The organism is Paraburkholderia podalyriae (assembly GCF_014397785.1).
GTDB classification, from domain to species: domain Bacteria; phylum Pseudomonadota; class Gammaproteobacteria; order Burkholderiales; family Burkholderiaceae; genus Paraburkholderia; species Paraburkholderia podalyriae.
Genome location: NZ_VZQQ01000014.1, coordinates 110,516 through 122,718, shown reverse-complemented (window position 1 = coordinate 122,718; position 12,203 = coordinate 110,516). Strand labels below are relative to the sequence as shown.

At 64.3% G+C, this 12,203-nt stretch carries 8 protein-coding genes, 1 tRNA gene and 1 pseudogene; 5 read left to right on the top strand and 5 right to left on the bottom strand.

Going from position 1 to position 12,203, the window contains the following annotated elements:
* Window positions 1–2: 2 nt before the first annotated feature.
* From F6X42_RS18500 to repC, 4 genes and pseudogenes are all read left to right on the top strand, one after another.
* Window positions 3–1,169: pseudogene (locus F6X42_RS18500) on the top strand (PHP domain-containing protein); the annotation flags it as partial.
* A gap of 682 nt (window positions 1,170–1,851) precedes the next feature.
* The gene (locus F6X42_RS18495) at window positions 1,852–2,049 is read left to right on the top strand and encodes a helix-turn-helix transcriptional regulator (RefSeq protein ID WP_187635609.1); all 198 of its coding nucleotides are present in this window, start codon (window positions 1,852–1,854) and stop codon (window positions 2,047–2,049) included.
* Window positions 2,046–2,972, top strand: coding sequence for a helicase RepA family protein (locus tag F6X42_RS18490; RefSeq protein WP_187635608.1), 927 nt, complete (start codon window positions 2,046–2,048; stop codon window positions 2,970–2,972). Before F6X42_RS18495 ends, F6X42_RS18490 begins: the two co-directional genes overlap by 4 nt.
* On the top strand, window positions 2,969–3,964 hold the full coding sequence (gene repC / locus F6X42_RS18485) for a replication protein C, IncQ-type (protein WP_281393990.1): 996 nt from the start codon (window positions 2,969–2,971) through the stop codon (window positions 3,962–3,964). Before F6X42_RS18490 ends, repC begins: the two co-directional genes overlap by 4 nt.
* Before the next feature lie 2,342 nt (window positions 3,965–6,306).
* On the opposite strand, the gene F6X42_RS18480 is transcribed toward repC, so the two are convergent.
* The 5 genes from F6X42_RS18480 to rph form a co-directional block, all read right to left on the bottom strand.
* Complete coding sequence (locus F6X42_RS18480) at window positions 6,307–8,031, bottom strand: DUF6538 domain-containing protein (protein WP_187635606.1); 1,725 nt, start codon at window positions 8,029–8,031, stop codon at window positions 6,307–6,309.
* A 106-nt stretch (window positions 8,032–8,137) separates the two neighbouring features.
* Window positions 8,138–8,227 (bottom strand) — tRNA-Ser (locus tag F6X42_RS18475).
* A gap of 55 nt (window positions 8,228–8,282) precedes the next feature.
* Window positions 8,283–9,524: a radical SAM family heme chaperone HemW gene (hemW, locus tag F6X42_RS18470; protein ID WP_376776378.1), complete on the bottom strand. Its 1,242-nt coding sequence runs from the start codon at window positions 9,522–9,524 to the stop codon at window positions 8,283–8,285.
* Window positions 9,521–10,126: an RdgB/HAM1 family non-canonical purine NTP pyrophosphatase gene (rdgB, locus tag F6X42_RS18465; protein WP_187635680.1), complete on the bottom strand. Its 606-nt coding sequence runs from the start codon at window positions 10,124–10,126 to the stop codon at window positions 9,521–9,523. Before rdgB ends, hemW begins: the two co-directional genes overlap by 4 nt.
* 53 nt (window positions 10,127–10,179) lie before the next feature.
* Complete coding sequence (gene rph / locus F6X42_RS18460) at window positions 10,180–10,917, bottom strand: ribonuclease PH (protein WP_187635605.1); 738 nt, start codon at window positions 10,915–10,917, stop codon at window positions 10,180–10,182.
* A 347-nt stretch (window positions 10,918–11,264) separates the two neighbouring features.
* Here rph and F6X42_RS18455 point away from each other — a divergent pair, with 347 nt between their 5' ends.
* A complete protein-coding gene (locus F6X42_RS18455; protein ID WP_187635604.1) occupies window positions 11,265–12,194 on the top strand; it encodes a YicC/YloC family endoribonuclease in 930 nt (309 codons plus the stop codon).
* Window positions 12,195–12,203: the final 9 nt, after the last annotated feature.

Genomic DNA, 12,203 nt, shown 5'->3' with positions numbered 1-12,203 from the left:
CCGTGGACACCACCTTCTCGATGCTGCCGGCCTACGCCGAGCTGTTCTGCTTTTCGAATTTCACGTTTCTGCATGGGGCGTCCCATGCAGAAGAACTGGCTGAGCGCGCGGCACAACTGGGGTATTCGGCACTCGCGATAACTGACGAGTGTTCACTTGCCGGCGTGGTCCGCGCGCACGTCGCTGCGAAGGCAGCGAAGCTCCCGTTTATTGTCGGCTCGTACTGCAGGTTGAGGAACGCCGACGGCTCCCCGGCGTTTGGGCTTATCCTGCTCGCAAGGAACCGCGAGGGATATGGCAACCTGTCTGAACTCGTCACTATCGCACGCACGCGCGCGCCGAAAGGCGAGTATAGGGTGACACCTCAGGACCTATCCCGGCCGGAAAGGGAATATCGCCACCTGCTCGGGATGCCAGATTGCCTTGCGATTCTGGTTCCGGAATTCCCTGCGAAAGAGGATGTACTGGACGCACAGGTCGAGTGGCTCGACGACACGTTCACTGGCCGGGCGTGGGTGGGTCTGGTGCTGCATCAGCGAGCGCTCGATGACATTCATCGCGGCTCGGTCGAATTCATCGCTCGCAAGCACGACGTGCCTGTCGTTGCACTTGGCAGCGTCGTCATGCATGTGCGCTCGCGCAAGCCGCTACAGGACACCATGACCGCCATCCGGGTCGGGAAGGCTGTTAACGAGTGCGGATACGACCTTGCGCCCATCTTCCAGCAGATTCTGGGCTTCGGCGAGTACGGATTCCCGGAAAGTCACGCTGCCAGCTTCGCGCTACTCGTGTATGCGAGCGGCTGGCTGAAACGTCACGAACCGGAGGCATTTCTGGCAGCAATGCTGAATTCACAGCCCATGGGCTTTTACTCGCCATCGCAACTCGTTCAGGACGCGAAGCGGCACGGAGTCCAGGTTCTGCCAGTAGACGTGACGATTAGCGCATGGAACTCGTCGCTCCAGAGTATTGACCGCGCAGGGAAGCCAGCCGTCAGGCCTGGTTTGTCGTTGCTCCGAAGTATGCGCGACGGTGCCGCCGAGCGTATCGAGAATTCACGAGCTGTGCGGCAGTTCAAGACTGTGTCTGACCTGGCGCGGCGCGCTGAGCTGGACCGCCACGACCTCCAGGTGCTCGCTGCTGCGAACGCACTTACCTCGCTTGCCGGTATGCTCGCGAAACTGAGAGATGTCCATCTGTTCTCCCCGGTGGACTGAGCAGCTATATGGATGCTTAGCCGGAACGGCGATGCCGTGTTCGCGACAACGATTCCGCACGAACGCCTCCATGAAATTGGCAGTCGTTCGGTGCTCCCTCTCTGCGGCCCATCGAATCAACTCCTTTAGCTGGGGCGTAATCCAAAGGTCAGGGTGTCCGTAGGTTGGCACGCCGAGAGGAGATGTACCGCAATTGTAACGCGGTGCTCCGTATTGGCATCGCCAGACCAGTGGCACAGCGGACACCCTGCTGCTGGAGCGCGCTTTCCCTTCCGTATTGCGCAAATCCTCTTGCCGATGGCAGCACTCGCGACGGCCGTTCCCAACCTGGCCCCGTGTGTTGTAGCTAACGTCAGACTGAGGCGGATGCCGGAATCCGGATGGACCGCAGAGAAAGCCGCGAATCGTTGTTGCTGAAACCTCTTTCCCATTGGCAGGCTGGTCAGTATGAGGTTGGCGTGAGGGTCGAGATGAGCGCCTGCGCAAAGGGCCACAGCCGACGAACTACGTGGACCCAAAACCGGGGCGTTTAAACCACGTGAATACACCTGAAGCCACGTCGTGGCACCTGGAGACGCGAGGAGCCTTTTTGTCCCCTCGCGCCCGGGAGAACCCGTCTTCTGGAGTGTGTTTCATGTCGTCTTACCTGTTGGACATTCGCGAACTCGGCGAACTGCTTGGCCGTAGCCCAGACACCATCAAAAAGGACCTCAGGCGTAATCCCCTGGCCGTGCCGCCTCGTCTTCACATCCCCGGCACACGGCTGCTTCGCTGGCGCCGCGTTGATGTAGAAGCCTGGCTCGCGGAGCTTGTGGTGGGAGCTGCGCAATGACCGCGCTCGCTGACCTCAGGCTTGATATTCGCAGTACCTTACTCACGCCGCCCCCAGCCCTGGACCACGTCCTGCCAGGTCTGCTGGCGGGCACCGTTGGCGTTCTGGTTGCCCCCGGCGGCGCAGGTAAAACCATGCTGCTGACCCAAATGGGCTGTGCGATTGCATGCGGGCAACCGATTCTCGGCGGAGCGTTGACAGGCTCCAACTCGTCCCCGGGCAAGGTGGTGCTGTTCCTGGCCGAGGAGACGGCCGTCATCATGCACCATCGATTGCACGGGGCGACCCAGCAGTTGAAGGAGGGCATGGCATCTCAAAGTCGTGAAAGCCTGCAGGCGCTCCTTGAGCAGTTAGACAGCCAGCTGAGCGTATATCCCCTGGGCGGGCATGGGTCACTCGTTCACTTTGGCGACGGCACGTCGGGATATCGCCAACTGGTCGAACTCTGTATGGGCGCGCGCCTGGTCGTCGTCGACCCATTGCGACGGTTTCACGACGGCGACGAGAACGATTCGGCGGCGATGACTGCCATCGTCACCCAGTTCCAACGCGTTGCGTATGAAACGGGCGCAGCCGTGCTCATCGCCCACCACGCGAACCGCGTCTCCATGACCAGCGGTGGCGGGGAGCAGGCGTATGCTTCGCGAGGCTCGACCGCGCTGACGGATGGCGTGCGTTGGCAGGCGAACCTTTCGCCGGTGTCGGAGTCGCTGGCCCGCGAGCTAGGCATCGAAAAATCCGAGCTCCGGCACTTTGTGCGTCTTGACGTCCCCAAGACCAACTACGGCCGCGCCCTCGGCACGGTCGTGTTGCGTAAGGTCCCGGACTCCGGAGCGATGGAGCTCTGGGTGCCGGAAACCCTGTCAAAGCGGGCCCCAGCAGCACGGACAGAGCTCGCGGGGACATCAAGGGTAAGGCGATGACGCGGCCGGCTGGTGACAAACGCGTCGTGCGGTACGACCCAATGCTGCCGGGCACGGGGTTGTTCGGTTCTCTCGGTAATGGCATCCGTCCCAAGCTTGATGCCGAATATACGTTTGGCGGCATTGTTTGGCGCCTGCGCGGTCCTGACCGGCTAGGCATTCCCGAGCAGACGCTGCTGCTGGTGCTGCTGGAACTGGCTGAGGAACAGTACGGGCGTGCCCGCCAGGAGGTGGAGGACTGGACGCTCATTGAAATCGCGCTCTACAGCGAACCTGGGGCGCGCCCGCTGGCGGATTGCCGCGAGGGGGAGGCACCGGCGTTGGCGACCCTCTCAGTGAGCTATGCCGAGTTGTCACAACGCTGTGGTCGAACGGCCGAGGGAGGCAGCGCCGCGAAACAGATTCGCCGGGAATTGATGCGTCTATGCGAGGTGACGATATGGGCAGTTGTCGGAGACGAGGAATTCAGCTCCCGGTTGCTTCACTGGCGGCGTGGTGATGGGTACGGAGTGCGGGTCGTGCTCAACTCGCGGCTCACCGAAATTCTCATCGGCAAACAGTATTCGCCCGTTTCTCTGCAGGAACGTTTGTCTCTGAAATCCGATATCGCGCGGGCTTTGCATTGTGCCCTGTCGGTGCGTATTCGTCCGGGCGGAACCATGTCGTTCAATCCGGAGACGCTGGCGCCATATGTCTGGTGCGAGCCGGATGTGGCAGACGTGACGGTCCGTCGGCGGCGGCAGCAGTTGCGCGCTGCTCTGTGCGAAATCAATCGACTGAGAGGGTGGACGATTAAAGCCAGGTCCGGGCCCAACCTGGAGCGGGCGGAGAGCGTGCAAATTTGCCGGCGGTCGGCTGCCTGGCGTGGCGCAGAGGTAGCGTTGCCGGAGCGTGCTTGCCAGCGTATCACGGAACGGTCGCAAAGGCCTGCTGTGAGGGCGGAGGCGAGAGCGCCCGAGGCCATTGTGGACGTTTCATCGTCGTTTGCGTGAGCAGCACCTTGAAAAGTGCTGTGCGCGGGGTGTCGGCTCATGTCACGATGATTTCGGCATTTATGTTTCTGAGCACGATACACAGCTTCGCAGGCGAAGGAGAGTTCGGCAGCACGCCATGCGCAGGGCGGTCAATGGACATCGGGCGTTCATATGATGCCCCCGGGCACCAGTCGCACAAGACCACGGCATGACGTGAACGCTCGATAGTGCCCAAGCGGTTAGTGGACAAGGCTTTCCCCGGAATGGAGTTGGGAGTGCGCTAAATGGACTGGGAGTGCTCTATCTTCCTCTAGAAAGATAGCCTCGGCATGGCGCGGTGGTGGCGAGTGGGGCACGCGGCCCCGCCAGCCCGGAGGCGCGGCCACGCACCGCCAGGCACCGCGCGATGCACGTGCGGCGTGCCGAACTGCGCCCGGGCAAGAGTCCGGAGGGCGAAGCCTTTGCAAATATTCAAGTCGCATGCGGTAAGGTTCGTTGGCCGCCGTTTTCGACAGAAGGAGGCTGAATCTTCGGTCGAAGACAGCACTGCCGCTGGTACTGCTGTGGTTCGCCATCGCCATGGTAGGTGCGCTCCCGAGCTGAAGCGCGGCGCTTCGGTTCGCCATTTGCAGAACATTGCGTGCTGAGCGGGCGGCGGTCGACACGAGGGTAATGGACCGAGGTTTCGCGTTCATATCATGCCTCCGGCATCAAGCGCACAGAACCCCGGCATCACGTGAACGCGGCGCGGTGACGCAGTCCTTGTCTGACAAGGGATTTCGGGCAGCTTGTGGGGGCGCTCTATCTTTCTCTAGAAAGATAGGCTTTTCAGGGCAGAGTGTGGCCGGCGGGACTTTCGGTCCTCGCCCGCGCCGGTTAGCGGTGCCAGGCACCGCACTATGCCATGGACGCCTGCGGCGCACCGAACTTCATCCAGCGAGCGGTCTCATGGGCGTAGCCCTTGCACATCTCGACGCCCTCCGCAATAGGGCAGTCCACCCGGCCAGTCTGCCCGGCGGCGTCTCTTTGTTGTTCAATTGAGTTCGCTCTCTGTTGGTCGATGGCAGGCGACCTGTGGCGTCTCGCGATGCGGTGACTTTCAGATATGAAATCCGCAGGGAACCAAATTTGAGTCGAGCGCTTCTGTTCGGCGACGGCAACGGTCCACACGCAATGCCACGTCCGCCTGTGGCGCATTGGGCTTTGGGTGGGCGAGGCCCTCCGGGGGCGAAGCGTTGCCCAATCCAGCGCGGCGTTTTGCCCGATGGCACTGCTCGTCGACGTCGGGTCCCTGGCGCGCCCGCTCCGACCTCAGCGCCTGCGTGCTGATGGTGATGCGGGCCATCAAGCCAATCGATGACGGTGTGTAGCAGGGCGTCCTTCAGGTCTCGCGGTTTGGCGAACCGCTCTTTGCTGTTGCTCACGGCTTGTTGGACGAGCGTCCTGTTCTCCAGCAGCTTGCCCTTGAGAATGCCGTTCGCGTTCGCGAGCTGGTCATCATCGGCCAGGCCTCCCTCGAACAGACCGTTGACCCTCTCTCGATGATTTTCGTCGGGAAAGGCCTTCTGCTTGCCATGAACCGCCCCGTTTCCCGACCCCAACCATCTGCGGTCGCTGGGGGGCGCCGCCTTGCCTACGATGCAACGACTTGGCGTCTTCGAGGCGTTATCAAGAAGGTCGCGCAGTCGCTGCAGCCGTATGCGTTGCGTGTGCATGAACCCCGGCGTCGAGCCCACCTGCACGACTCGACTGCGCCAATAGCTTTGTCCGACCAACGCATGGGCCGTCGCAGAGAACAAGACGCGGTCCAGGTAAGCGATTGCGGCGTTAACATTCCAGGCGGTGTAAGGACTTTCGCCCGTGCCCCTTCGTCTGGTGTTGGTCTTCATTGGTCATCGCCGGCCGCCGCCGCACCGGGTCGCGGGCTGATGCGTGCCAGCCAGCGCACAGCACAGCGCGGCGCCGGTGCCGCCGGATGCGGCCCACGCCGGTCGGAGCGGGGACCGACGGCAGCGGCCATGATGGACCCGCCGGCGGCGCGTCCGGCCACCCGCCCCGGGGGCTGGACGCGAAGGCGGGGCCATCAGCGGCGCAGGACTGACCGCGACCAGCCGGCGCGCTCGACATGAAGTTTCCGGTGCCTGCGCACCGCGTGAGCGCAAGCCTGCGCCGGACCAGGCAGAACCGCGCGGCACCGCAGCCTGCCTGGCGCGCGCAACGGCGCGCCTGGCCGGGCCGCGTGCGGAGCACGGCGTGCGCTGTCCAGGGCCGGGTGTGCGCCCGGCCGGCGGGGCGATTCCACGGTCGGAGCGCCGGTTGGCTGCCTGCGCACAGGCCGCAAACGCGGGCCCTGGTACGGCTTACGGCCGCAGCCACTGTTCAAACGGTGGCGGAAGCACCACATCGTCGAACGTGATTTGCGCCGAAAACGGCAGCAGGTGAACCGGCTGGAAGCCGTCGCCATAGTCGCCCGCGCTGCCCTGCGACAGGATGAACGCGCGGTCTTCATCGCGGGTGAGCTTGCGCCCGGTATAGAACGACGCCAGTCCCGGTGGCCAGGTGCCATGGCGCGCCTGGGCGTCGCGGATGCGGTCTTCGAGCTGGTGACGGAAGCTGTGGTTGCCATAGCCGGCGCCGAACCCGAGCCGGTCCCGCAGGTGGCGCAGGAAGGCCTGCTCGAACGCGCGGCCCCACATCGGCGCCTTGCCGCCGGGCGCGGGCAGCGCTGAGGGGAAGAGCGGCTGGTTCAGGTGGTGCGCCGATTTCAGGCTTTCGACAAACCGGCCAAACCCCAGCGCGAGCAACAACGGGTGGACCGGCACCGTGCGCGCCGTCGCCGCGTTCTTGACCGAGCGCTCCGGCAGCGGCGACGCGCCCGCATCGCCGGCGTCATCGAACGCGGTTCTGACCGTCATCATCCAGGTGCCGCCGTCGTCCTCGAAGTCGCTGCTGACGAGCTGCAGCGGCTCGCGCACGCGAAGACCATGCGCCATCATCAGCAGCGGCACCCAGTAGCGGCCCGCGAGGTCGGTGCGCATCCTGCCCGTCCAGTGCGTGGCGCCCGGGTCGTACCAGTCAGACGCGAACAGCGTGGTGAGTTGCGCGGCCTTCAGCGGCAGGCGCGGCTGGCGGCGCGCGGCCTGTACGGCCTTCGGCAGCCGGGGCGTCGTCTCCAGCGCCGCGACCGGATTGGGGGCCGTCATCCGTCCGTGCGTGCGGGCCAGCGCGAAGATGGCCCGCAGCGCGCGTTGCGCATGGCCATCGACATACCCCTGCGACCACGGCTGGTCGTCCGTCCTGAGGCGCGCGTCCAGAAACCGGTACAGGTCAGCGGAGCTCACGCTATCGAGCGGCACGTCGCCCAGAAAGCCGATGAGGCGATGCCAGATGGCGACGTCTTTCGAAACCGATTTCGGTTGCACGGTGCCGGTCCGGTGCGCGCGGTACGGCTCGACCATCTGCGACAGGCACGCACCGGCGCTCGCAGCGGGCTGCGGAAAATCGGCCAGTTCACCCGCGTTGCGCGCCGCAATCACCTTCTGCGCCTGTCTTTCAACGTCGGCGAAGCGGCGCATCAGCTCGGGAAAGAGCGGGTCGCTGGGGTCGACGTCGTACTTCTCCTGCATCATGAAGTCCCAGACCAGCTCGACCGCGTGCTCCCAGTTCTGGCTGGCCTTGCCCTGGGCCAGCACGCTGCGCATCTCCGCATCGGTCTGCTGGCCGAAGGCCTCCAGTTCGGCCAGTTCTTCGTCGTCGATGCCGCGCCCGAAACGGTCCTGGTCGTCGGAGTGCACCCACGAACGCAGGCGTGTGGCGCACACGCTGCGGATGATGTCGTGCGTGAGCCGGGTAACGGTCGGTGCAGTGTTGGTGCGCTCGACGCTCTCCCACAGGCGCTGCCATTCGGCGCGCACCTCGGCTTCAATGCGGGCCCCCTCGGCCTTTGCCTGAATGCGGTCAGCCGTGCGCGTCGAGCGCCGGATACGGTCGGTGCCGGCGACGTCCTGCAGCGAGGCAGGTACGTGGATGTCCACGTACCAGTTGCGGCTGCGACCGCCGGGATGGGGAATGAGGGTAACCGACACGGCGTCGTCGTTTTTTCGTTCAGTGGCACACATGACCGGCACACCTGCCATCCTTAACCTGTTGAAGGGAAAGGATTATACGAAAATTCAACGCCTTGGGAGGAGCTGGCGGAGGCGGTGAGATTCGAACTCACGGAAGGATTGCTCCTTCGCCGGTTTTCAAGACCGGTGCCTTAAACCACTCGGCCACACCTCCAAGCCGCAAATTGTAACCTGAAAAGACTTCGCTGCCGAGTCCAGGCGACCCGCCATCACTGCGGATCCTTCAGGAACAGCGCCTGCAGGTCGTTCAGGAACGCCTGGCCGAGCGGCGTCGGCGCGATCCGTTCGTGGTCGCGTGTGATCAGCTTGCGCCGTTCCGCTTCCTGCAACGCTGGTTCGATCGTCGTGATCGACAGACCGGTGCGTTCGATGAACCGATGCACCGGAAATCCTTCCACCAGGCGCAGCGCGTTCAGCATGAACTCGAATGGCAGATCGCGCGGCCCGACTTCGTGCTCTTCCTGCACGCTTGCACCGGCCTTGGCCCGCTCGATAAATGTGGTCGGATGTTTGTAGCGCGCCTGGCGCACGATACGATTCGGGAACGATAGCTTCGTATGCGCGCCCGCGCCGATGCCGAGATAGTCGCCGAAACGCCAGTAGTTCAGATTGTGTTTGCTCTGCCGATGCGGCCGCGCATACGCGGACACCTCGTAGCGCTCGTAACCGGCCTCGGCGGTGCGTTGATGAATCCAGTCCTGCATGTCCGCGGACTCGTCGTCGTCGGGCAACGCGGGCGGGAACTTTGCGAACAGCGTGTTCGGTTCGAGCGTCAGGTGATACAGCGACAGATGCGGCGGCGCAAACGACAGCGCCGTTTCCACGTCGGCCTGGCATTCGGCGAGCGTTTGCTTTGGCAGCGCGAACATCAGGTCGAGGTTGAAGTTGTCGAACGTGGTCGCGGCAACTTCGACCGCATGGCGCGCCTGCGCCGCGTCGTGAATGCGTCCCAGCGCCTGCAGATGCGTTTCGTTGAAACTCTGGATGCCCACCGATAGCCGATTCACGCCGCTCGCACGAAACTGCGCGAACTTGTCCGCTTCGAACGTGCCGGGGTTCGCTTCGAGCGTGATTTCCGCGTCGGCGTCGAGCGGCAGCAACGCGCGTATATCCGACAGCATGCGGTCGAGCCCCGCCGCCGACAGCAGACTCGGCGTGCCCCCACCGATGAACACCGTATGCACCTGGCGGCCCCAGATCAGTGGCAAGGCCATTTCCAGATCCGCGCGCAGCGCGTCGAGGTAGTCGTTCTCCGGGAACGTCTCGCCTTTCCACTCATGCGAATTGAAGTCGCAGTACGGGCACTTGCGCACGCACCACGGAAAATGCACGTATAGCGCAAGCGGCGGCAGCGACGTCAAGCGGATGCTGCCCGGCGACGTGAACGCTTTGACGACACCTTTGCCAACTCGGTTGCCAACCTCGGCCGGCGTCGATCGGATCGGAATCACGCTTCCTCCGACAGACGCGCGAGCAGTTGCCGCAGCGCGATCGCGCGATGACTGCTGGCGTTCTTGACCGCGGGTTCGAGTTCCGCGGCGCTCGCGTTCAGCGAGGGCAGATAGAAGTACGGGTCGTAACCGAAGCCATGCTCGCCGCGCGGCGCGTCGAGGATTTCGCCATGCCAGCGGCCTTCCGCGATCAGCGGTTCGGGATCCTCCGCATGACGCACGAGTGCGAGCACGCAGTAGTAATAGCCGCGGCGGTCGCTCGCGTCCCGCAGTTCATCGACGAGGCGCGCATTGTTGGCCGCGTCGCTTTTCTCGCCGCCGGCGAGTTGCGCGAAGCGGGCCGAGTAAACCCCCGGCGCGCCGCGCAGCGCGCGCACGCAAAGGCCCGAGTCGTCGGCGAGCGCGGGCAGGCCGGTGAGCTTCGCCGCGTGACGCGCCTTGGTCAGCGCGTTTTCGACGAAGGTGGGATGCGGCTCTTCCGCTTCCGGCACGTTGAGCTCGCCTTGTGCGATCAACTCGATGCCGGCCGCGCCGAGCAGCGCCGCGAATTCGCGCAGCTTGCCCGCGTTGTTCGACGCCAGCACGACCTTTTTCAACGGCATGCCCGACGTTTCGCCGTGAGCCTCGTTCGTGCCGCCGTTCCGACGAGCCTCATTCACTGCTGCACTCCCAGCGCCTCTTTCTGCTTCGCGATCAGCGTGCTGATGCCGTCGCTTGCCAGATCGAGCAGCGCATTCATTTCTTCGCGCGAGAACGGCACGCCTTCCGCGGTCCCCTGAATTTCGACGAAGCCGCCCGCGCCCGTCATCACGACGTTCATGTCGGTGTCGCACTGCGAGTCTTCGTCGTAGTCGAGGTCGAGCACCGGCACGCCGTCGTACACGCCGACCGAAATCGCGGCGACGTAGTCGTTGATCGGCGAGCTTTCGATGCGGCCGGCAGCGAGCAATCTGGCGACCGCGTCATGCGCCGCGACGAACGCGCCGGTGATGCTCGCGGTGCGCGTGCCGCCGTCGGCCTGGATCACGTCGCAGTCGAGATTGAGCGTGCGCGCGCCGAGCTTCTCGAGGTCGAACACCGTGCGCAGCGCGCGGCCGATCAGCCGCTGGATTTCCTGCGTGCGGCCGGTCTGCTTGCCGCGCGCGGCTTCGCGGTCGCTGCGGGTATGCGTGGCGCGCGGAAGCATGCCGTATTCCGCAGTGAGCCAACCTTGGCCGCGGTCGCGCAGAAACGGCGGCACGCTCTCGCTGACGCTGGCGGTGCAGATCACCTTGGTGTCGCCGAATTCGACCAGCACCGAGCCCTCCGCATGTTTCGTGTAGTGACGCGTGATGCGCACGTCGCGCAACTGGTGGGGCTGGCGACCGCTGGGGCGTTGGGTGTCGTTGCTCATGTGGGATTGGGTCGGGATGGGCTGGAAGAGGGGCGGAGAGAATCCATAATTTTACCGCCGATCGGATAGGGCGGTTGCCTATACGGATGGCATGCACGGATGGCATGCAGAATTGCGGGCGACGAATGCCGCGCGAGTGCGTGAAGCATATCGTGCCGGCGAGCGGCAATGGATGGCAACGAGGCAACGAGGCAACCGCGTGCCGAGCCGCATCCGTGCTCGCTCGCGAGCGGATGGCGCCGCCAAAAATGGGATAATGCCGATTCCCCGCCCCGCGTCTCGTACACGCCGGGCGATCCGCTTCTCAGGCCATCGTCGAACGCGTGGCCGTAATCGCGAGAACTACGATGATCTACAGCATGACTGGCTATGCGAGCGCGACGCGCGAACTCGTGGCGGCCTCGGGCACGGGCACGGGCGGCGTCAGCGTGTCGGTCGAATTGCGCACGGTGAACTCGCGCTTTCTCGATCTGAATTTCCGCATGCCGGAAGACGTGCGCGTCGTCGAACCGACGCTGCGCGAGATGCTGATGAACAAGCTGTCGCGCGGCAAGGTCGACATTCGCGTGAATCTGCAACGCAGCGAGCAGTCGGCGAACGCGGGCGCGATTAACCGCGACGCGCTCGCGCAACTCGCGCAGCTGGAACGCACAGTGCTCGACACGTTTCCAGAAGCCGGCCGTCTGCGCACCGGCGAAATTCTGCGCTGGCCGGGCGTGCTCGCCGAAAGCGGCATCGCGCCCGAGACGCTGCGCGACGCGGTGCTCGCCTGCGGCAAGCAGGCGATCGCGGACCTGATCGACGTGCGCGCGCGCGAAGGCGCGCAGCTCGCGACCATGCTGCTCGTCAACGTCACCGAAATGGAGGCGATCGTCGCGAAGATCACGCCGCTCGTGCCCGATCTGATTGCGCGGCATCAGCAGAAGATCGTCGAGCGTCTGCAGGAAGCGCTCGGCATCGCCGCGCCGGATGCGGCCGCGACGATCGTGTCGCGTGAAGAGATCAACGAGCGGATTCGCCAGGAGGTGACGATGTACGGCATTCGCATCGATATCGCCGAAGAGCTGTCGCGCCTCACCGCGCACCTGAACGAAACGCGTCACGTGATCGAGAAGGGCGGCAAGGTCGGCAAGCGGCTCGACTTCATGATGCAGGAGCTGAACCGCGAGGCGAACACGCTCGGTTCGAAGGCGGCGGCGAAGGAACTCGCGGATTCGTCGATGACGCTGAAGCTGTTGATCGAACAGATGCGCGAGCAGGTACAGAATCTCGAATAAGGCTGGAGC

Bases quoted from the DNA above. Each gene is read 5' to 3' on its own strand.
- repC (WP_281393990.1), top strand. From the start codon at position 2,969: ATGACGCGGCCGGCTGGTGACAAACGCGTCGTGCGGTACGACCCAATG.
- F6X42_RS18495 (WP_187635609.1), top strand. From the start codon at position 1,852: ATGTCGTCTTACCTGTTGGACATTCGCGAACTCGGCGAACTGCTTGGC.
- F6X42_RS18490 (WP_187635608.1), top strand. From the start codon at position 2,046: ATGACCGCGCTCGCTGACCTCAGGCTTGATATTCGCAGTACCTTACTC.
- rdgB (WP_187635680.1), bottom strand. From the start codon at position 10,126: ATGCCGTTGAAAAAGGTCGTGCTGGCGTCGAACAACGCGGGCAAGCTG.
- F6X42_RS18455 (WP_187635604.1), top strand. From the start codon at position 11,265: ATGATCTACAGCATGACTGGCTATGCGAGCGCGACGCGCGAACTCGTG.
- rph (WP_187635605.1), bottom strand. From the start codon at position 10,917: ATGAGCAACGACACCCAACGCCCCAGCGGTCGCCAGCCCCACCAGTTG.